General features: G+C 73.1%; 18 protein-coding genes. 5 read left to right on the top strand and 13 right to left on the bottom strand.

Annotated elements, in window-relative coordinates; translation table 11 throughout:
• Nucleotides 1-45: 45 nt before the first annotated feature.
• Entirely contained in the window at nt 46-792 is a 747-nt protein-coding gene (locus BZZ08_RS00820; protein WP_104630157.1) for a DUF1838 family protein, read from the bottom strand.
• Between the two features lie 103 nt (nt 793-895).
• Nucleotides 896-3,118: a bifunctional glycosyltransferase/CDP-glycerol:glycerophosphate glycerophosphotransferase gene (locus BZZ08_RS00815; protein WP_104630156.1), complete on the bottom strand. Its 2,223-nt coding sequence runs from the start codon at nt 3,116-3,118 to the stop codon at nt 896-898.
• Nucleotides 3,119-3,282: 164 nt separating this feature from the next.
• Between BZZ08_RS00815 and BZZ08_RS00810 the strand changes: the two genes are divergently transcribed.
• From BZZ08_RS00810 to BZZ08_RS00800, 3 genes are all read left to right on the top strand, one after another.
• Entirely contained in the window at nt 3,283-3,897 is a 615-nt protein-coding gene (locus BZZ08_RS00810) for a dihydrofolate reductase family protein (RefSeq protein WP_104630155.1), read from the top strand.
• Nucleotides 3,898-3,960: 63 nt separating this feature from the next.
• Nucleotides 3,961-4,842: a GNAT family N-acetyltransferase gene (locus tag BZZ08_RS00805; protein WP_104630154.1), complete on the top strand. Its 882-nt coding sequence runs from the start codon at nt 3,961-3,963 to the stop codon at nt 4,840-4,842.
• Nucleotides 4,843-4,947: 105 nt separating this feature from the next.
• Entirely contained in the window at nt 4,948-5,937 is a 990-nt protein-coding gene (locus BZZ08_RS00800; RefSeq protein ID WP_104630153.1) for an NAD(P)-dependent alcohol dehydrogenase, read from the top strand.
• Between the two features lie 33 nt (nt 5,938-5,970).
• On the opposite strand, the gene BZZ08_RS00795 is transcribed toward BZZ08_RS00800, so the two are convergent.
• The 11 genes from BZZ08_RS00795 to BZZ08_RS00745 all read right to left on the bottom strand — a co-directional run bounded on the left by BZZ08_RS00795 (nt 5,971) and on the right by BZZ08_RS00745 (nt 17,818).
• Entirely contained in the window at nt 5,971-6,987 is a 1,017-nt protein-coding gene (locus BZZ08_RS00795) for a homoserine dehydrogenase (protein ID WP_104630152.1), read from the bottom strand.
• Nucleotides 6,988-7,027: 40 nt separating this feature from the next.
• Nucleotides 7,028-7,699, bottom strand: coding sequence for a response regulator transcription factor (locus BZZ08_RS00790; protein WP_198601200.1), 672 nt, complete (start codon nt 7,697-7,699; stop codon nt 7,028-7,030).
• Nucleotides 7,699-8,880: a sensor histidine kinase gene (locus BZZ08_RS00785; protein WP_104630151.1), complete on the bottom strand. Its 1,182-nt coding sequence runs from the start codon at nt 8,878-8,880 to the stop codon at nt 7,699-7,701. The genes BZZ08_RS00790 and BZZ08_RS00785 overlap by 1 nt, the downstream gene beginning before the upstream one ends.
• Before the next feature lie 92 nt (nt 8,881-8,972).
• A complete protein-coding gene (locus BZZ08_RS00780) occupies nt 8,973-11,228 on the bottom strand; it encodes an MMPL family transporter (protein WP_104630150.1) in 2,256 nt (751 codons plus the stop codon).
• Nucleotides 11,229-11,319: 91 nt separating this feature from the next.
• The gene (locus BZZ08_RS00775) at nt 11,320-11,958 is read right to left on the bottom strand and encodes a hypothetical protein (protein ID WP_104630149.1); all 639 of its coding nucleotides are present in this window, start codon (nt 11,956-11,958) and stop codon (nt 11,320-11,322) included.
• Between the two features lie 4 nt (nt 11,959-11,962).
• On the bottom strand, nt 11,963-12,799 hold the full coding sequence (locus tag BZZ08_RS00770; RefSeq protein WP_104630148.1) for a carbohydrate ABC transporter permease: 837 nt from the start codon (nt 12,797-12,799) through the stop codon (nt 11,963-11,965).
• On the bottom strand, nt 12,796-13,761 hold the full coding sequence (locus BZZ08_RS00765; protein ID WP_104630147.1) for a carbohydrate ABC transporter permease: 966 nt from the start codon (nt 13,759-13,761) through the stop codon (nt 12,796-12,798). Before BZZ08_RS00765 ends, BZZ08_RS00770 begins: the two co-directional genes overlap by 4 nt.
• Entirely contained in the window at nt 13,758-14,972 is a 1,215-nt protein-coding gene (locus BZZ08_RS00760; protein WP_104630146.1) for an ABC transporter substrate-binding protein, read from the bottom strand. The genes BZZ08_RS00765 and BZZ08_RS00760 overlap by 4 nt, the downstream gene beginning before the upstream one ends.
• A 28-nt stretch (nt 14,973-15,000) precedes the next feature.
• Nucleotides 15,001-15,729 (bottom strand): cupin domain-containing protein, encoded by a 729-nt coding sequence (locus tag BZZ08_RS00755; RefSeq protein WP_104630145.1) that lies wholly within the window; start codon nt 15,727-15,729, stop codon nt 15,001-15,003.
• Nucleotides 15,723-16,673, bottom strand: a complete 951-nt coding sequence (locus BZZ08_RS00750; protein ID WP_104630144.1) for a DUF6807 domain-containing protein — start codon at nt 16,671-16,673, stop codon at nt 15,723-15,725. The genes BZZ08_RS00755 and BZZ08_RS00750 overlap by 7 nt, the downstream gene beginning before the upstream one ends.
• Nucleotides 16,670-17,818, bottom strand: coding sequence for a Gfo/Idh/MocA family protein (locus BZZ08_RS00745; protein WP_104630143.1), 1,149 nt, complete (start codon nt 17,816-17,818; stop codon nt 16,670-16,672). The genes BZZ08_RS00750 and BZZ08_RS00745 overlap by 4 nt, the downstream gene beginning before the upstream one ends.
• A gap of 250 nt (nt 17,819-18,068) precedes the next feature.
• Between BZZ08_RS00745 and BZZ08_RS00740 the strand changes: the two genes are divergently transcribed.
• On the top strand, nt 18,069-19,112 hold the full coding sequence (locus BZZ08_RS00740) for a LacI family DNA-binding transcriptional regulator (protein WP_104630142.1): 1,044 nt from the start codon (nt 18,069-18,071) through the stop codon (nt 19,110-19,112).
• Between the two features lie 105 nt (nt 19,113-19,217).
• Nucleotides 19,218-19,448, top strand: a complete 231-nt coding sequence (locus BZZ08_RS00735) for a hypothetical protein (RefSeq protein ID WP_104630141.1) — start codon at nt 19,218-19,220, stop codon at nt 19,446-19,448.
• Nucleotides 19,449-19,456 lie beyond the last annotated feature (8 nt).

Below are 19,456 nucleotides of genomic sequence, written 5' to 3'. Positions count from 1 at the left end.
GACAACCATAGAGCGCACGCCCGTGCGAAGCCGCGCTCACGGCTCTCACACGGGCGGGTTGAGGGTGCGGAAGTACGTCCAGCTCGTCTCGTTCGGCTCGCTCCACCGCTCCGGTGCCCGCGCGAACCGCGGGTGGTGGTCGGCGATGTGGGCGCGGGTGCGCTCGGGCACCTCGGCGTACGAACCGAGCTTGCGGCCCCGGCAGTGGAAGGTGAGACCGCCGGGCCGTTGCCCCCGGGCCATCCACGGGAGCCACGGGGACATCCGGGTCCACGACATGGTCGCCGGGACACTGGGGGCCGGGCCGGCCAGGTCCGCGCGGTGGGCGAAGAACTGGAAGAGCTCCAGGGCCTTGTACGTGTCGTCGGCCGAGTGGTGGGGGTACTGGGCCACCGGCAGGGGGGAGGGGTAGGCGAGCGGGATCTCCAGGCTGAAGCAGACCTGGTCGCCGAGGTCGGTCGTCGGGACCGGGAAGGGGCGCCACTTCTGGTTCGCCGGGTCGTTCCAGACGTGCACCACCGGCAGGTCCCGCCAGGTCTCCAGGATCTCCCGGGTGACGGGGTCCAGGTAGAAGGCGGCCTCACGGGTGAGCAGCCGGTAGGCGTCCGGGCCGTCGTCGGCGTCCTGGACCAGGCGGGCGACGTTGACGCCCTCGAAGCCGAAGACGTGCTCGTAGGGCTGGTCGGGAGCCCACGCGTACACGTTTCCGGACCACCAGTACGTGACCTCTTCACCGTCGAGGGAGGCCCGGGTGCGGGCGAGGGAGCGGAGCGACTGCGCGGGTGTCGTCATGGGAAGTACTCTGCGCGACCGCCACCCGCACCGGGCGGGAAATGACACGGCCCGCCCCCGAAACGGCCGGAAGCATCCGTTCCGGGGGCAGGGCCCGTCCCGGTCAGCCGCGGACGGGTGACGGCGCCGGGGTCCGCCGCTCCAGCGGGACGACCGCCGGACCCGCGTCCTGGCCGAGGAAGAATCGGCGCACCACGCGCTCGGCGGCGTGGCCGTCGTCGTACTGGCAGAAGCGTGCCCTGAAGGCGGCGCGCAGGGCGGCGGCCTCGGAGCCGCGCCAACGGCCGCTGCGGAAGGTGTCGATGAGTTCGTCCTCGGTGGTGGCGACCGCTCCCGGAGTGTCGCCGGGCCGGCCGGAGAGGAGGTCGAAGGTGACGCCGCGGACCTGGGAGTAGATCTCCCAGTCGTCGGCGTATATGACGATGGGCCGGTCGAGGTTGGCGTAGTCGAAGGTGAGGGACGAATAGTCGGAGACGAGCGCGTCCGCCGCCAGGCAGAGGTCCTCGACGCAGGGGTGACGGGAGACGTCGAGGACGGCGCCCTGTTCGGCGAGGCCCCTCAGCTCGGGCGTCAGGTCGTCGAAGTGGTGGGTGCGGACCATCAGGACGAAGTCGTCGCCCAGGACCTTGGCCACCCGGGCCAGGTCGAAGGACGGGGTCCAGTCCGTCCGGTATTCGCGGTGGGTCGGCGCGTACAGCAGGGCGGTCCTGCCCGGGGCTATGCCGAGCCGGGCGCGGACGGCGGCGACGTCCTCGGCATCCGCGCCGTAGTAGCGGTCGTTGCGCGGGTAGCCCGTGTCGAGGGACGCGTAGGAGCCGGGGTAGGCGCGCTCCCACTGCTTGGTGGAGTACTGGTTGGAGGAGACGCTGAGGTCCCAGCGGTCCACGTGTTCGAGGAGGCGGTCGAAGTCCGTGCCCCTGGCTGCCGCGGGGTAGGCGCGCTGGTCCAGGCCCATGCGCTTGAGCGGGGTCCCGTGGTGGGTCTGCAGGTGGAGCTGTCCGGGGCGCTTGACGACGTGGTCGGGGAAGTCGACGTTGTTCACGAAGTACCGTGCGCGGGCCATCACCTCCCAGTAGCGGCGTGAGTCGCGCACCACGTGGTCGATGCCGTCGGGGACCCGGCCGGCCAGTTCCTTGCGCACCACCCACACGCCGTGCACCTGCGGGGCGAGTTCCCTGGCCTTCTCGAAGACGGCGAGCGGGTTGCAGGACGGCAGCCGGTCCCAGTACGAGGTGTAGACGGCGAGGCCGGGGTCCGGGGTGCGCCTGCGCTGCAGGGTGTACAGCCCGGCGTACGCGCGCTTGCCGGCCTTGTTCTTGGCCCTGACGACCTTGTTCGGCCCCACCCTCTTGGCGCGCGCGGCGAGTTGGGCGGCCTGGTAGGCGCGGTAGAGCCGTTTGGCCACGGCCCGCATGTACACCCCGGTCGGCCCCCCGGGCAGCGTGAAGCCGGCCGGGACGTGCCGCGCGTAGAAGTCGGCGGTGCGGTCGAAGAACTCCCTGCGGTCGGCGGCCCTCACCCGCTCGGGGCGCTTGAGCGTGAACAGCATGTGGAAGACGGCCCGCTCGAACAGCATGGGCGCGGCCCAGGCCAGCTCGGGCCGCTCGGCGAGGAACGCGAACAGCCCCTCGTACTGCGTGAAGATGTCGAAGTGCTTGCGCCCGGGGGTCTTCGTGATCGCGCCCTGGCGGCGCTGGCGGTACTCGATCCCGACCCGGTTCAGACAGCCGATGCGCTCGGCCGTGACCATCGCCATGTGGGTGACGGGCGCGTCCTCGTACAGGCCGGGTGCGTACTGGAAGCCCTGCCCGACGAAGAACTCGCGGCGGAACGCCTTGTTCCAGGCGACCAGGAACAGGTGCACGTACTCGGGCCGTTCCTCCAGGCGGAAGACGTCGGTGCCCGCCCGCTCGATCAGGTCCGCGGCCTGACTGCGGCCGCCCTTGCCCCACCAGTAGGTGCGCACATGGTCGAAGACCAGGATGTCCAGGTCCCCGACGGCGTCCAGCCGGGCGGCCAGCGCCTCCAGCAGACCGGGGGTGTAGGAGTCGTCGCTGTCGAGGAAGAGGACGTAGTCGCCCCGCGCCTGCCGGAGCCCCGCGTTGCGCGCCCGCCCCAGGCCGACGTTCTCCGGGAGGTGCACGGCCTTGACGCGGGCGTCGCGGGCCGCGTACTCGTCGATGATCGCGCCGCAGGAGTCCGGTGAGCAGTCGTCGACGGCGATCACCTCGATGTCCCGGTAGGACTGCTCCAGGACCGAGTCCAGACATTCGCGGAGGTATCCCTGCACCTTGAACACGGGGACGACAATGCTGAACCGAGGCATGCGGACAACTCCAGGTGAAGCGTGGGTGAACCGTGGCTGGACAGGGAGACCGGCGACGCTTGTGAAACGTTGTACAGGCACGGTGAATGTCTCGGGAAGGACGGTTCCGGCATTCGCCTCGCGCGGGAGCGATGAGTTCGGGGAACGCATCGGGTCCACCCTGTATGACTCGGATCATCGCGGACATCTCGATCTCCCTCGACGGCTGTGTGACCGGACCGGATCCCGGCCCGGGCAACGGTCTGGGGACCGGCGGCGAGGCGCTGCACACCTGGGCGTTCTCGGACGACCCGGAGGAGCGCCGGATCGTGCGGGAGACCACCGCCCGCTCGGGCGCCGTCGTCCTCGGCCGTCGGCTCTTCGACCTGGTCGACGGGCCGGGCGGCTGGGACGACACCGTCGGTTACGGCGCCGCGGAGGTCGGCAAGCCCCCGTTCGTCGTCGTGACGAGCGCGCCCCCGGCCTCGGTCCGGCTCACCGGCCTCGACTGGACGTTCGTCACGACGGGGCTGCCCGACGCCGTCACCGCGGCGCGCGAGCGGGCCGAGGCGGCTTCGGCGGACCGTGGCACGGACCTCGACGTCGTCCTCATGGGCGGCGGCGCCCTGATCGGCTCGGCGCTCGACGCCGGGCTGGTCGACGTGCTGTCCCTGCACCTGGCTCCCGTCGTGCTGGGCTCCGGAACACCGCTGTTCACCGGCGGGACGCCGCGCACCCTGGTCCGGCGGAGCGCGAACGCCACCCCCAACGCCACCCACCTGCTCTACGAAGTCCGCTGAGTCCGCCGACCTGCTGCGGGACGAACGGCCCCCGGGGGCCGAGCGGTTCGGGGACGATGAGGCATGCGACCGGACGGCTGGTACCTCACCGAAGACCTCGACGACTTCCTGGCCCGGGCCTGGGACTTCCTGTGCTCGCGCCCCGCCCCGCACACCACGCCCCTGACGGCGATCGAGAAGCTGCGCAGGCAGGGCGGGGGCGCGGCCGCGGCCGGAGCGGGAGCCACCGTCTTCGGGTGGCTGGAGGAAGGCGGCGAGGTCCGCGCCGCCTTCCTGCGCCCGCCGACCGGACGGCTGACCCTCACCGCCCTCTCCCCCGGGCAGGCCGGCCGTCTCGCCGTCCACCTGGTGGGCCTCGGCGTCCGTCCCTCCGGCGTCCTCTCGGACGAGGGGACCGCCACCGCGTTCGCCGGGGCCTGGCGACGGCACACCGGCGCCGGGCCCGTGCGCGGTTGGGGCGCCCGTCTCCACCGGCTCGGCACCCTCACCCCGCCGCAGCCCGTTCCGGCGGGCCGGAGCCGGCCCGTGGGCGAGCGGGAGCACGGGCACCTCATGCGCTGGTGCCGTGAGTTCGCCGCGGACGTCGGCGAGGCGGTGACCGTCGACGCCGCGTCCTGGGCCGGCACGCGCTTCGCCGAGAAGCAGTACACCTTCTGGGAGACCCCGGACGGCACGCCCGTCGCCATGGCGGGCGCGAACCCGCTGGTCGGCGGGCAGGTCCGGATCGACCCCGTCTACACCCCCGCCCGGCAGCGCGGGCGCGGCTACGCGGGCGCCGTGACGGTCGAGGTCAGCCGGGCCGCACTGGCGGCGGGCGCGACGGAGGTCGTGCTGTTCACCGACCCCGCCAACCGCACCAGCAACGCCCTCTACCGGCGTATCGGATACGTGCCGCTCGCCGACTTCTGCGCCTACGACTTCACCTACGCCGGCCGGCACCCGTAGGCGCCCGGTACGGCCATTGACGGCGGTGGGCCGCGCCCCTACGGTGCCCTCACCGCGCGACCCGCGATCGGTCCGGAGAATCCCCGAGGGGATGGTGGCAGGGCGATGAAGGCAGTGGTCCAGGAGCGGTTCGGCCCGCCGGACAGTCTGCGGGTGCGGGACGCCGACCGGCCGCGGGCCGGGGCCGGCCAGGTGCTGGTGCGGATGCGCGCCGCCGCGGTGAACCCCTACGACTGGCACATGCTGCGCGGAGACCCGTACGCGGCACGGCTGTTGGGCGGCATGGGGCTGACCCGGCCGAGGTCCCGGGTGGCCGGCATCGAGGCGGCGGGGGTGGTGGAACGGGTCGGCGCGGGCGTGCGGGGGCTCGCCCCCGGCGATCCGGTCCTGGGCTTCTGTCCGGGTGCCTTCGCCGAGTACGCGTGCACCTCCGCACCGCTGCTGGTGCCGGTGCCCGCGGGCCTGACCTTCGAGCAGGCCGCGGCAGTGCCGATGGGCGCGGTGACCGCCCTGCGGGGCATCCGGACCGTCGGCCGTGTGCGGTCCGGGCAGCGGGTCCTGGTCAACGGGGCGGGCGGCGGAGTGGGCACCTTCGCGGTGCAGATCGCGGCGCTCCTGGAGGCGGAGGTCACCGCGGTGTGCAGCGCAGGCAACGCCGACCTGGTGCGTTCCCTGGGCGCGGCCCACGTCCTGGACTACGCCCGGCAGGACTTCACCGACGGGCGCGAGCGCTACGACGTCGTCCTGGACAACGTGGGCAACCACCCGCTGGGCCGGCTGCGCCGGGCGCTCACCCCGGCGGGCGTCCTGGTGGCCAACGGCGGCGGCTCCCCCGGCCGCGTGTTCGGGGCGGTCGGCGCCATGCTGGAACTGGCGGCGGTCAACGCGGTCACGCGGCAGCGGCTGCGTCCGATCCTGCCCGCGACGCCGGACGGACCGGCCCACGAGGACCTGCTCGCCGTCACCGCGCTCGTCGAGGCCGGGCAGCTCACGCCCGTGGTCGGCCGGACCTTCGCCCTGGCCGACACCGCGCAGGCGGTACGGCACGTCGAGGAGGGCCACGCCCGCGGCAAGACCGTGATCACCGTGTCGTGAGGGTCCCGCGAGGGCGGTCGCCGTGCCCGCGCCTCAGTGAAAGCCCGTGCGCGGTGCCGTGACCTCGACGGTGTCCTTCACCAGGGCCAGCGCCGCGCCCACCGGGCTCGACCGTCCGCCGCTGACGGTCACGTCGCCCGCGTCCGGACAGCCGAAGACGACGGCCTTCTCGGGCCCGGTCAGTCCGTGCAGCGGGTCCCCCGGCTCCGTCTCCTCGAGCCGTACGCGCACGATGCCGGGCTCGGCCACCGACGCACCGGCGACCGCCCGCAGCCGACGGGACCGGGAGGCCGCGTCCAGGGCCCGGCCGGCGGTGCTCCCGTCCACGGGCTGCGCCCGCACGCGCACGTCGGCCGGGTCCCAGCCCCAGGCCAGCGCGGCCAGCAGCCGCACCTTGGTGGCGGCGTCCGCGCCCGACAGGTCCGCCGACGGGTCCGCCTCCGCGATGCCCCTCAGCCGCGCGGCGCCGATCGCGTCCTCCAGTGTGTCGCCTTCGGCGAGGCGGTCGAGGACGAAGGTGACGGTGCCGTTGGGGCAGGCGCGGATCGTCCGGCAGTCCAGGCCGCGCAGGGAGGTCCGCGACAGGTCGCCCGCCGGGAGGGCCGCCCCGGTGGCCCCGGAGATCCGGATCATGCTGCCGCCCGCCCGGGCGGCCGCGTCGAGCTGCCGCCAGTGCGTGAGCAGGTGGCTCTTGGTGGCCGTCACCACGTGGACGCCCCGGCGCAGTGCGGTCACCGCCTCCCGCGCGGCCCGCTCCCGCCCTCCGGGTGAGGACGGCACGGCCTGGACGAACACCCGCGCGCCGGTGCGGTCGAGGGTCTCCTCCAGCGGCCGCACGGGACCCCACTCCGCGCGCGGCGGCAGCGACCCGTCCGCGCCCGCTCCGCACTGGGCCGCGCTCGCGCGTACGGCGGCCACCCGCGGCCGTACGCCGTGACGGCGTGCGAGCGCGTCGCCGTCCCGGGCCAGCCGGTCGACGAAGGCCCGCCCGACCGGGCCGTACCCGGCGAGGACCACATCGGTCCCTGTCGCTTCCGCAGCTTCACCCATGGACCCGGGATCCTCTCACATCACCGGCCGTGCCGGGCCGTCAGCGGGGCGGCCGTACCAGGCCGGAGCGGTAGGCGAGGGCGACCAGTTGGGCCCGGTCCCGGGCGCCGAGCTTGGTCTTGGCACGCTGGACGTGGGTGCGTACGGTCAGCGGGCTGAGGAACAGTCCAGCCGCGATCTCCTGGTCGGACTTGCCGTCCGCGACCAGGGCGGTGACCTCGCGCTCGCGGGCGGTGAGGGCGGCCAGGTCCTCGGGCGGCACGGGAGAGGCAGCGGGGTCGGGGGAATCGAGGAACCGGGTGATGAGGCTGCGGGTGGCGGCGGCGGACAGGAGGGCGTCACCGGCCGCCACCGTGCGGATGCCGTCGAGGAGTTCCTCCGCCGTGACGTCCTTGCCGAGGAACCCGCTCGCGCCGATGCGCAGGGCCCGGGCGACGTGTTCGTCGGTCTCGAAGGTGGTGAGGACGAGGACCCGGGTGTTCCGCAGGTCCGGGTCGGCGCAGATGGCGGCGGTTGCGGCGAGTCCGTCGGTGCCGGGCATACGGATGTCCATGAGGACGAGGTCGGGCCGGTGGGCGCGGGTCAGCGCCACGGCGTCCCGGCCGTCGGCGGCTTCGGCGACCACGGCCATGTCCTCGCTGGAGTCGATCAGGATGCGGAAGGTCGCCCGCAGCAGGGCCTGGTCGTCGGCGAGCAGCACGCGGATGGTCATCAGGACTGTTCCCTTGGTGGTGGCGGGGCGGGGAGTTCCGCGGTGACGGCGAAGCCGCCTTCCGGCAGTGTGCCCGCGCTGAGGCGGCCGCCGGAGGTCCGGGCGCGTTCCCGCATGCCGATCAGGCCGTAGCCGCCGCCGGGGCCGGGCGGCCGCGGGGTGGCGCCGCCGTCGTCGGTGACCGTGAGGGTGAGGCGGTCGTGGGCGTAGGCGAGGTGCACGTCCGCCGTTCCGGCGTCGGTGTGCTTGGTGACGTTGGTAAGGGCCTCCTGCACGATCCGGAAGGCGGTCAGGTCCACTCCCGGCGGCAGGGAACGCCGCGTGCCCCGGACGGTGACGGTGACGTGGAGCCCGGCGGAGCCGAACGCCGAGACCAGTTCGGGGAGCCGGGCGAGACCGGGCGGGGGTTGCAGGTCGTCGGCGCCGTCGGCGTCTTCGGGCCTGCGCAGGAGGCCGACGGTGGCCTTCAGTTCGCGCAGTGCCGACCCGGTGGTGCCGGTGAGGTGCGTGAGGATCTCCTGGGCCTGCTCCGGGTGGGTGCGGGCGAGGTGGGCGGCGGTGGCGGCCTGGGCGTTGGCCAGCGCCATGTGGTGGGCGACGACGTCGTGCAGTTCCCGGGCGATGCGGATGCGTTCCTCGGCGACGCGGTGGCGGGCCTCCTCCTCGCGGGTGCGTTCGGCGTGCTCGGCCCGGGTGTGGACGGCGTCCAGGTAGGCGCGTCGGCTGCGCACCGCGGTGCCGGCCAGGACCGGGAGCAGGATCCAGAACACGGGGCCGACGCTCTCGTCCACCCGCGGCTGGTCGTTCCGTTCGAAGAGCAGGGCGGCGGGGACGACCAGCGCGAGGGTGAGGCCGTAGCAGGCGTACGCGGTCCGCTGCGGGGTGCGGACGGCCAGCTCGTAGAGCGCGATGAGGACGGGCAGCAGCAGGAGCGGGAAGACCAGGTAGCCCAGGGCGACGGAGACGGCGGCGCAGACGGCGGTGACGAGGACGGCGGCGCGCGGGTGGCCGCGGCGCGGGACCAGGCCCGCGGCGGCCGCAAGAGCCAGGGGCTGGCCCGCCCACCAGCCGAGGTCTCCGTGTACGTACTGCCGGCTGGTGACGGCGAGCACCAGCAGCAGGAAGGCCGTCTCGACGAGGTGCGGGTGGCTGTCGGCGTACCGCCGGCAACTGCTGAGCATGGTGTCCTCCTGGGACCAGGATCGCCGATGCGCCGGGCGCGCGTCGGGAGGGCCGCCCGTGTCCCGCACGAGCGGCCCTCCGGCGGCGCGGGTCAGGCGCGTACCGTGTCCTGGCGGTCGGTGCCGGGCACGGCCGCGAGCCCGGGCGCGGCGGCGGCCCGGCGGCCGAGGGCCTCGCCCTCCACGTCGACCCGCGGCAGCAGCCGGTCCAGTCGGCGCGGCAGCCACCAGGCCCGCTTGCCGAGCAGGACGAGGACGGCGGGCACGAACGCCATGCGGACGACGAAGGCGTCGAACAGGACGGCGACCGCCAGGCCGAAGCCGACCATCTTCAGCAGGGTTTCGCCGCCGGTCATGAACCCCCCGAAGACGGACGTCATGATGACCGCGGCGGCGGTCACGACCCGGCCGCTGTGGCGGAACCCGGTGACGACGGCCTCGGCGGGACGCTCTCCGTGGATGACGGCCTCCCGCATCCGGGACACGAGGAACACCTGGTAGTCCATGGCAAGACCGAAGACGATGCCCACCAGCATCAGCGGCATCGTGCTCATGATCGGTCCGGTCTCGTCGACGCCCAGGAGTCCGGAACCGTGGCCGTTCTGGAAGATGGTGACCAGAACCCCGAAGGACGCCCCGACCGACAGCAGGAAGCCGAGGGCGGCCTTGAGCGGTACGAGCACGGAGCGGAAGACGAGGAGCAGCAGGAGGAAGGCCAGGCCCACCACGACCAGGAGGTAGGGGATCAGCGCGTCCGTCATCTTCCGGGCGACGTCGATGTTCAGGGCGGTGGTACCGGTCACCTCGAAGGTCGCGCCGGTGGCGGACTCGGCCGCGGCGCGCTCGGCGCGGATGGTGCGGACGAGTTCCTCGGTCCGCTCGCTGGTGGGCGCGGTGGACGGGACGGCCTGGATCACCGCGGTGTCCCCGGCCGCGTTGAACCGGGGCGGCGACACGGACACCACGCCGTCGGTGCCGGCGACCCGCTCGGACACGGCCGCGACCGCGGAGCGCGGGTCGTCGGCCCGCCGGGCGTCCACCACGAGGGTCAGCGGGCCGTTGAACCCGGGCCCGAAGCCGTCCGCGAGGGCGTCGTACGCCCGGCGCTCGGTGGTGGAGGTGGGCTTCGCCTCGTCGCCCGGCATGCCGAGCCGCAGGTCCAGCGCCGGTACGGCGAGTGCGCCCAGGAGGATCACCGAGCCGAGCAGCACAGGCACCGGGCGGCGCCGGACGAACCGGGCCCAGCGGGCGCTCCACGCCCCGGCCTCCCGGACGGCTCCGGCGCCCGGACCCTTGCGGAAGCGGCGGGCGGGACGCGCGCTCGGCCCCTTGCGGACCCGGCGGGCCAGCAGGGCGTCGGGCCAGAAGCCGCACAGCGCCGGGACCAGGGTGAGGGTGATCAGCACCGCGAGGACGACGGCGCCGGCGGCGGCCAGGCCCATCTTCGTGAGCGACGGCACTCCGATCACCGACAGGCCGGCCAGCGCGATGACGACGGTGAGCCCGGCGAAGACGACCGCGGAACCGGCCGTGCCCACGGCCAGCCCCGCCGCCTCCCGGGGTTCGTTCCCCTTGGCGCGCTCCTCGCGGTAGCGGGAGACGACCAGCAGGGCGTAGTCGACGCCGACCGCGATCCCGATCATCATGGCCAGGTCAGCGGTGGCCGTGGACATGCCGAGGGCGCTGCCCAGCGCGATGATCGAGGCGAGGGTGAGGGCCACGCCCACGACGGCGGTGATCAGCGGCAGTCCGGCGGCGGCCAGCGAACCGAAGGTGATCAGCAGGACCACCGCCGCGACGGCGATGCCCAGGAACTCACCGATCCCGGCCGGCGGCTCACCGGCCACGGCGCCCCCGCCGGCCTCGACGGTCAGACCGGAGGCCCGGGCCTTCTCCACCGCCTCGCCGAGGTCCTTCCGGCCGGCGTCCGTCACGTTGTCGTCGGTCACCTCGTAGGTGACGGTGGCGTACGCCGTGGTCCCGTCCTCGCTGACCGTCGACGCGTCGAGGGGATCGGACACGGCGGCGACCTGCGGCCCGTCGGCCACCTCGGCCACCAGGGTGCCGATCGCCGCCCGGTACTCGGCCGCCGTGACCTTCCGTCCGTCCGGTGCGACGAGGACGATCCGGGCGCTCGCGCCTTCGGCCTCGGCGTCCGGGAACCGCTCGTTGATGAGGTCGAACGCCTGCTGGGACTCGATGCCGGGCATCGAGTCCGAGTCGTCGGCCGCCTCGCCGGCGCTCATCGCGGCGAGCACGACGCCGAGGAGGACGGCTGCCCAGGACAGCGTCACCCAGCGGCGCCGTCGGAAGGCACCGCGTCCCAACCGGTACAGCAAAGTTGCCATGGAGAGGTCTCCGCATCTGATCTGGGGAACCTCTCCAGCCTCACCGGGCGGGCCCCGCCCCGTCGTCGTCCGCGCCGACCATCGCGTGTACTCACTTTCGAGTACCGCCGCCCGCGGCCGGGCCCCTCCCCTCCCCCGTGCAGCGCAGGTCCACCACGGTGGCCGCGAAGGCCAGCGGGCCGGGAAGGAGGGGGATCAGGACGGGGATCGACCAGGCGAGCAGCGCGGCCAGGACGACCGCGCCGGCCAGCAGGAGGGTGCCGCGGAGGTCGGCGAGGGAGCGGAGGAGGCCCTCGCGCGGGGACAGTGCGTGCGGTGCCGGCAGCGCGGTCGTGCGCAGGGCCAGTACCGCGATGCCGAGGGTGAGCAGTGTCAGCGCGGGGGCCATGACGTCCGCGCCGGGCAGGGTGGTGCGGGTCAGCGCGGAGTCCACCAGCAGGACGGCGACGAGGAGCGGTACGGCCAGTCCGCCGGCGAGTGAGCCGCGGGTCAGCCGGGCGCGCAGGTGCCCGGCGTACGTACCGGTGTCGACGGGCACTCCGTCCTCGGCCGCCCGGCGCAGGGTGGCCGAGGCGGCGGCGAACGCGGCCGGTGCGGTGACGACGGGCAGGCAGGCCACGGCGGTGAGCAGGCCCACCAGCAGCATGTCGGCGAAGAGGGTGAAGCCGGACGAGAAGACCTCGCCGGGTCCCCCGCGGTCGTGCGGCGGCAGTGCGGGCACCTGGGTCATGGGGTCAGCCCTTCAGTCCGGAGGTGGCCATGCCCTGCACCAGGTAGCGCTGGAACACGAAGAAGAACAGCACGATCGGCAGTACGGAGAGCACCGACATGGCGAACATGGGGCCGTAGGCGGAGGTGCTGGACTGGTCGACGAAGCTGCGCAGGGCCAGGGTGATGGTGAACTTCTCCGGGGCGAACAGGTAGATCATCTGCGTGAAGAAGTCGTTCCAGGTCCAGATGAACGTGAAGATCGCCGTGGTGATCAGCGACGGCCGGCTCAGCGGCAGGGTGAGTGACCAGTACGTGCGGAAGGCGCCGCAGCCGTCGATGCGGGCCGACTCCTCCAGTTCGCGGGGCAGTCCGCGCATGAACTGGACGATGAGGAAGACGAAGAACGCCTCGGTGGCCAGGAACTTCGGCAGGATCAGCGGCCAGTAGGTGTCCACCATGCCGAGCCGGTTGAAGATGATGTACTGCGGGATCAGCACGACGTGGTGCGGCAGCATCAGGGTGGCGACCATGAAGGCGAACATCGGCTTGCGCATCCGGAAGCGCAGCCGGGCGAAGGCGTACGCGGCCAGGGAGCAGGACAGCACGTTGCCGACGACGGCGCCGCCCGCGATCAGCAGGGAGTTCCACAGCAGCCGGCTCACCGGGACCCCGGAGACTCCGTCCAGGGCGGTCGTGTAGTTCGACCACTCCAGGTGGCTGGGCCACAGGTCCAGGCTGGTCACCACCTCGTCGGCCGGTTTCAGGGTGGTGGCGAGCAGCCAGGCCAGGGGGTACAGCAGGACGAGCAGTCCCGCCAGGGCGATCGTGTGCGGCAGCCATCGCCGGGTGGTGGGGTTCATCGTCCCTCCTCGTCCGCGTAGAAGACCCAGGACCTGGAGGTCCTGAACAGGATCAGGGTGATGACGCCGATGGCGATCAGCAGCAGCCAGGCCATGGCCGCCGCGTAGCCCATGTGGGAGGCGGTGAAGCCGCGTTCGTAGAGGTAGAGCGTGTAGAACAGGGTGGAGTCGGCGGGGCCGCCCTCGCCGCCGCTGACCGCGAAGGCCGGGGTGAACACCTGGAAGGACTGGATCATCTCCAGGACCAGGTTGAAGAAGACGACCGGGGACAGCATCGGCACGGTGACGGACACGAACTGCCGCCATCGGCCCGCGCCGTCCAGTGCCGCCGCCTCGTACAGTTCGGGCGAGATCTGCTGGAGCCCGGCGAGGAAGATGACCATGGGTGCGCCGAACTGCCACACCGTCAGCAGGACGACGACGTAGACGGCGAGGTCCGGGTCACCGACCCAACTACCGGTGTCGATGCCGAGGGAGCCGAGGACCTCGGAGACCGTGCCGCCGTCGTTGAACAGCGCCCGCCACACCAGCGCGATCGACATGCTCGCCCCGAGCAGCGAGGGCGCGTAGAAGGCCGAGCGGTAGAAGGCGCGGCCGCGGCCGAGGTTCTTCAGGAGCAGGGCCGCCCCGAGCGCGAGGGCCAGTTTGAGCGGTACGGCGACGACGACGTACAGCAGCGTGGTGCCGACCGACCGCCAGAAGCGGGGGTCCTCGGTGAGCATCTCGGTGTAGTTGCGCAGGCCCACCCAGTGCGGCGGGTCGAAGAGGTTGTAGTCCGTGAAGGACAGGTACAGCGACACGGCCATGGGCACCAGCGTGAGCACGGCCGCGCCGATCATCCACGGGGTGAGGAACACGTAGGCGGGCCACTGCTGTTCGCGGCGGCGCCGGCGCCCGGCCGGTGGCCGTGGTGGCGCAGTGCGGTCGGCGCGCGCGGGCGCCCTGGTCGACACCGTGCTCATGACCGCAGCTCCCGGTTGGCCTCGTCGATGAATTCCCGTGCCGCCTCGCGCGGGGAGGTCAGGTCGTACATCACGCGGTGGTAGGCGCGTTTGAAGGCGGTCTGGAGGGCGACGTCGCCCCGCGGTGGCGCGGCGGGCGGGGCGTCCAGGCCGTACTCCTCCATCTTCTGGGCGTACCGGTAGATCTCCCGCTCGGCCCCCTCCAGGGTCTTGGCGACGCGGGCGGCGATCTTCCGGTTGGGAGGTGTGGAGCGGGTGAAGCCGAGGATGTCGCCGGCCCGCTCGTCGTTGAGGAGGAAGTCGACGAGCGCGGTCGCCTCCTCGGGGTGGTCGGTGTGCGCGCCGACGCCGAGGAGCATGGAAGGCTTGAAGTACGCACCCTGGCGCCCGTCGGTGGTGGGGACCGGGGCGAAGTGGACCTGGTCGCCGAGCAGCGCGGGGTACCCGGGGAACGGCGCGTCCCAGGTGAAGTCGGCGGCGGCGAGGCCGCGGCCCATGGGTGACATCTCGGTGGTGTTGGCCTGTGCGGTGTCCGGGGCCTCGGCGACCGCGCCTTCCTCACGCAGCCTGTCGCAGAAGGTCCAGAACTCGGTGAGGTCGTCCTCGGTGAAGCCGAGCTTCGTCTGGCTCGCGTAGAGTCTCCCGCCGCGGCCGCGCAGCCAGTCCTCGAAGATGTCCTCGTTGACACCGTTGTCGTTGGCGCCCACCACGGCGCGTCCGTCCGGGGCCTTCAGCCCGAGGGCGGTGATCTTCCGGTTGGCGTCGGCCCATTCCTCCCAGGTCCAGCCGGGCTCGGGGGCGGGGATGCCGGCCTGTGCGTAGATCTCGGAGTCGTAGGCGTAGCCGGTGATGCCGCGGCCCATCGGCACGGCGTACTGCCGGCCTTCGTAGGTGCCCGTGCGCAGGAACTCCTCGTCCATCTCGGAGGTGCGGACCGTGCCGTCCCCGACGGCGTCGTCGAGCGGCAGGAGCGCGCCGCCGCCCGAGTACTGGGAGATCTGGCGGTAGTCGAGCTGTGCCACGTCCGGGATGCCGCCGCCGGCGGCCTGGGTGGCCAGCTTCTGCATGTAGGAGCCGAAGTCGGCGTTCGAGGTGCGGACGGTGACGCCGGGGTGTTCCTGCTCGAAGAGTCGCACGGCCTTCTCGGTGCGTTCGGCGCGGTCGTCGTTGCCCCACCAGGAGAAGGTGAGGGTGACGCCTTCGGACGACACGTCGCCGGAGGAGGTACGTGGCTCGGGCTCAGATGCCCGGGTAGACGGCCAGCCTGCCGCACATTCCGAAGCGTCCGCGGGCCGCGGGCCCCGTCGCGGACACCCGGGCCGCGGTCAGGTGCCCCGCGTCCTCGCCGCGCAGGGCGTCGAGTTGGGCCCGGGTCGCCTGCGCGGCCGCGTGCGCGCCCTCGCGCCAGCGCCGTTCCCACGCGTCCAGCCGGGGCCGCACCAGTTCGGCGGCGGCCCGCTGGAACGCGGCCAGCGGTTCCGGGTCGCCGTTCTCGGTGGCCTCGCGGAGTTCGAGGAAGCGCCGGGTCGCCACGTCGCGGCGGGCGCGCGCGATCCTCGCCTGTTCGGCCTCGGGCAGGTCGGCGGGGACGTGGACCGCGTCGGCGTACGTGTCGGGGTCGGTGAGGCGGTCCTGGGGCAGGGTGAGGACGGCGTCGCCCGCCTCGGGCAGGCCGCTGTTCTGCATCACGACGGTGATCTCCAGGCCGCCGTCGTTGACGAGGCGGTGGATCGTGCCGGGCGTGAACCAGGCCACCGTGCCCGGCTCCAGGGGTGTCTGCTCGAAACCGGAGGTGGTCAGGGTCTGCACCGCGCCCCGGCCCGCGGTGACGACGTAGCCCTCGCTGCACGTCAGGTGCAGGTGCGGGGTGCCGCCGCCGGGCAGCCCCTCCACGGTCGGCCAGTCGTACACCGTCAGGCGGGACACGCCGACCGCCGCCGGGAAGCCGTCGTAGGTCCGGCTCACCACGCGAGTCCCGCCAGGTGTGCGGCGACCCGCGCGCGGTCCCAGGCGCCGTCGGCGACGACCACGCGGTAGGTCCGGGCGAGGGTCTCGCCGGGCGGCAGGACCAGTTCCTCGTGGAAGGCCCAGGACGGCGCGACCGCGGCGAAGGGGTCGCTGCGCACGAACCAGTGCGCCGGGTGGGTGCCCTTCTCGCCCAGGTGGTCGTTGGAGGGGGCGTGTTCGAAGACGAGCGTGGCGTGGCCGTCCCGTCCGTCGTGCTCGCCGACGTAGGCCAGCCAGGGGGCCTGGGAGCCCATCGGGTCGGCTTCGGAGGACTCGCCGGAGTCGGCGGACTCGGCGGATTCGGCGGTGAAGACCCGGCCGCCGCGGAAGGCGCGGGGCCCGCGCCAGAACAGTCCGGTGTATCCGGCGGCGGGGCGTCCATGGGTGGTGGGGCTGCCGAACCGCAGTGGTTCGTCACGCCGGTTGGTCACCGCCGAGGTCCAGGTGAGGGTCCAACTGCCCGTGCCGGGGTCGACGTCGCGGACCTCGATGCGCCGCTCCTCCTCGGCCCACAGCTCGCCGCCGTGCGGATGCCAGGTCAGCCGCTCGGCGATGACGGCGCGGTCCCCCTCCGCGCCGACCTCCTCGAAGGCCACGTGGGCCATCGAGCCGACCCTCTCCGGCAGCGCGAGGTAACCCTCGCCGTGCACATAGGTGTTGCCGCCCCACAGGTTCTGTCCGGACAGGTGGGAGGCGGTCAGCTGGAGCCCCTTGTGCCAGCGGTGGTCGTTGGGCCGGTAGTCCGTGACGAGTCCGCCGGACAGGGTCCTGACCGGGTGGAGGTACGGCTTGGGCGCCTCCCAGTCGGCCTCGGGGCGGTACACGTAGGAGAACAGCTCGGTTCCGGCCGCCCCGTGGGCCACGGTGACGCGGTCTCCGTGGACGTGGGTCAGTGAGAGCGTCATGCGTGGTCCTCTTCCTCGCGGGTGCCGGCCGGCGCCCAGCCCGGGGCGCCGCCGTGCAGTTCGGTGTAGTACGGGTCGCCGGGGCCGATGTCTCCCGCGTGCACGGGCGTGCCGGTGAACGCGGACTTGTACAGGGCGGTGATCAGCTCCAGGGTCCGCCGGCCACCCGCACCGCTGGTCGAGTGGCGGCGGCCGTTCCTGATGTCGTCGACCAGGACGCGCAGTTGGGCCTGGTGCGAGCTGGGTTCGTCGGCGCCGAAGTCGCGCCAGGCCGCGACGGTCTCCTCGGGGACGCCGGGCGCCGGGATGATGCGCCAGTCCGCGTTGCGGTAGCCGTACAGGTGGGTCAGTTCGACCGTGGCCAGTTCGCAGTCGATACGGATCCGGCTCACCTCGTGCGGGCTCAGCACGCTGTTGACGAGGGTGGCGACGCCTCCGTCGGCGAAGCGGACCAGTGCCGTGGAGACGTCCTCGGTCTCCACGTCGTGCACCAGCCGGGCGGCCATGCCGCGCACCTCGGTCCACGGGCCCATCAGGTCCAGCAGCAGGTCCGTCTGGTGGATGCCGTGTCCCATGGCCGGTCCGCCGCCCTCGGTGGCCCAGCGCCCGCGCCAGGGCACCGCGTAATACGCCTGGTTCCGGTACCACGTGGTCTGGCAGTGGGCCACCAGCGGCCGGCCCAGCGCCCCGCCGCGCAGCAGCGCGCGGACGTGGCGGGCGCCGGAGCCGAAGCGGTGCTGGAAGACGACGGAGGCGTACGGCCCCGTGCCGTCGCCCTGTTCGGCCGCCTCGACGGCGTCGTAGTCGGCCAGTGAGGGGCAGGGCGGCTTCTCGCACCACACCCAGGCCCCGGCGGCGAGCGCGGCCACGGCCTGCTCGCGGTGCACGGCGGGCGGTGTGCACAGCACGACGAGGTCCGGGCGCGTCTCGGTCAGCATCGTGTGGAGGTCGGTGGACGCCTGCGGGATCCCGAACTCGTCGGCGAACGTCCGCACCGCCGTGCCGTCCACGTCGACCGCGGCGACGACCTCCACCTCGCCCTCGGCGGCCAGTTTCGTCAGGGCGGGCAGGTGACTGGACCGGGCGATGGACCCCGTGCCGACCACTGCTGTGCGCAGCGGCGTGTTCGGTACGTGCGAAGACATGCGGACCCTCTCGTGAGCCGGACGGGGGCTGGGCGCCGCGCTGGAGGCGGTGGTGGGATGCGCGGGCGGCCGGGGGATGGCGGCGCCACCTCGCAGCAACCGCTTGCTATCGTGGTGTTCCAACGTTGTAACCGGCGTGCGTCCGCAAGGTCAACCCTCTGTCCGCAAAAGAGTCGGTGCCCGGTTCACGTACTGACAGGGGCGGCGCACAGGGGCATAATCTGCGGAAACTTCGGCAAGGGGGCGGGCTGTGGCCGCGGTGAGACTGAAGGACGTGGCGGAACACGCGGGGGTGTCGATCAAAACGGTGTCCAACGTTGTACGCGGCGCTCCGCGGGTGTCCGAGGCCACGCGCGCACGGGTGCTGCGGGCGGTGGACGAGCTGGGCTACCGGCCGAACCCCTCGGCGCGCAGGCTCCGTACGGGGCGCAGTGGTCTCATCGCTCTCGTCGTCCCGGACCTGGCCACGCCCTACTTCGCCGAACTCGCCCACCATGTGCGCGGCGAGGCCACGCTGCTGGGCCTGACCGTCCTCATCGAGGAGTCACTGGGCGACGCCGCCGAGGAACTGCGGCTGGCGGGCGGGGTCGGCGCCTCGCTGCTCGACGGTGTGATCCTCTCCCCGCTGCGCGTCACGCCCGACGACCTCGCCTCCGTCACCGACGAGTTCCCGCTGGTGCTGCTCGGCGAGCGCACCTACGGGCGCAACGGTGTCGTCGCCGACCACGTGCTGATCGACAACGTGGCGGCGGCCCGTGACCTCACCGCCCACCTCATCGGCCTGGGGCGCACCCGGATCGCCGCGATCGGCGTGGACCGCCAGGGGTCCGCGACCAGCCGTCAGCGCCTGGAGGGATACCAGCGGGCCCTGCACGAGGCCGGGTTGCCCTTCGATCCCCGGCTCGCGCCGCGGATCGAGGAGTTCGACCGCCGCAACGGACTGCTGGCGATGCGCCGCCTCGCCGCGCTGCCCGCCGACGAACGGCCCGATGCGGTCTTCTGCTTCAGCGACCTGCTGGCCGTGGGCGCACAACGCGCCCTGCACGAGGCGGGGCTGGCCGTTCCCGACGATGTCGCCGTCGCCGGCATCGACGGTTCCGAGGAGGGCCTCTACAGCACGCCGTCCCTGACGACCGTGGTCCCCGACAAGGCCGCCATCGCCTCACTCGCCGTCAAGTGCCTGGCGGCCCGGATACGGTCCCGGGCGCCCCTGCCGTTCGAGGTGCACGTGGCGCCGCACTGGCTGGAGGAGCGGGAGTCCACGACGGGCGGGCGACGCGCGGTGGACGCCTGAGGTACGACGGGCAGCGGCGAGGGCAAAGACGACTGCCCCCGCTGGGAGCGAACCGCGTTCGACCGGCCACTGAAATCCATGATCATCGCTCCTAGGCTCGTCACCATGGACATCCCGAGACGCCTCATCGAACTCCAGCGAGCCGTCGAAGCGGCTGACAACCGCTACCGCAGCAACGCCGGCGAGAACGCCACGGTCGCCCTGGCGGTCTGGTCGGACGCCACCGCCGCCCTGGTCCAGGGCATCACCGACTGCGCGGAGGAACAGGGCGTGCCGCGCCGCGAGGTGGAACGGGCCCTGGAGCAAGCGATGCGGCCACCGCTCCCCCTGGACTGAACGGCCAC

The sequence above is a fragment of the Streptomyces sp. MH60 genome (genome assembly GCF_002939385.1).
GTDB lineage: Bacteria > Actinomycetota > Actinomycetes > Streptomycetales > Streptomycetaceae > Streptomyces.
The sequence above is the reverse complement of the archived record's forward strand: the minus strand, read 5'-3'. Positions and strand labels throughout refer to the sequence as shown.

Bases quoted from the DNA above. Each gene is read 5' to 3' on its own strand.
- BZZ08_RS00765 (WP_104630147.1), bottom strand. From the start codon at position 13,761: ATGAGCACGGTGTCGACCAGGGCGCCCGCGCGCGCCGACCGCACTGCG.
- BZZ08_RS00735 (WP_104630141.1), top strand. From the start codon at position 19,218: ATGGACATCCCGAGACGCCTCATCGAACTCCAGCGAGCCGTCGAAGCG.
- BZZ08_RS00795 (WP_104630152.1), bottom strand. From the start codon at position 6,987: ATGGGTGAAGCTGCGGAAGCGACAGGGACCGATGTGGTCCTCGCCGGG.
- BZZ08_RS00775 (WP_104630149.1), bottom strand. From the start codon at position 11,958: ATGACCCAGGTGCCCGCACTGCCGCCGCACGACCGCGGGGGACCCGGC.
- BZZ08_RS00745 (WP_104630143.1), bottom strand. From the start codon at position 17,818: ATGTCTTCGCACGTACCGAACACGCCGCTGCGCACAGCAGTGGTCGGC.
- BZZ08_RS00800 (WP_104630153.1), top strand. From the start codon at position 4,948: ATGAAGGCAGTGGTCCAGGAGCGGTTCGGCCCGCCGGACAGTCTGCGG.
- BZZ08_RS00780 (WP_104630150.1), bottom strand. From the start codon at position 11,228: ATGGCAACTTTGCTGTACCGGTTGGGACGCGGTGCCTTCCGACGGCGC.
- BZZ08_RS00810 (WP_104630155.1), top strand. From the start codon at position 3,283: ATGACTCGGATCATCGCGGACATCTCGATCTCCCTCGACGGCTGTGTG.
- BZZ08_RS00805 (WP_104630154.1), top strand. From the start codon at position 3,961: ATGCGACCGGACGGCTGGTACCTCACCGAAGACCTCGACGACTTCCTG.
- BZZ08_RS00820 (WP_104630157.1), bottom strand. From the start codon at position 792: ATGACGACACCCGCGCAGTCGCTCCGCTCCCTCGCCCGCACCCGGGCC.
- BZZ08_RS00790 (WP_198601200.1), bottom strand. From the start codon at position 7,699: ATGACCATCCGCGTGCTGCTCGCCGACGACCAGGCCCTGCTGCGGGCG.
- BZZ08_RS00815 (WP_104630156.1), bottom strand. From the start codon at position 3,118: ATGCCTCGGTTCAGCATTGTCGTCCCCGTGTTCAAGGTGCAGGGATAC.
- BZZ08_RS00785 (WP_104630151.1), bottom strand. From the start codon at position 8,880: ATGCTCAGCAGTTGCCGGCGGTACGCCGACAGCCACCCGCACCTCGTC.
- BZZ08_RS00770 (WP_104630148.1), bottom strand. From the start codon at position 12,799: ATGAACCCCACCACCCGGCGATGGCTGCCGCACACGATCGCCCTGGCG.
- BZZ08_RS00750 (WP_104630144.1), bottom strand. From the start codon at position 16,673: ATGACGCTCTCACTGACCCACGTCCACGGAGACCGCGTCACCGTGGCC.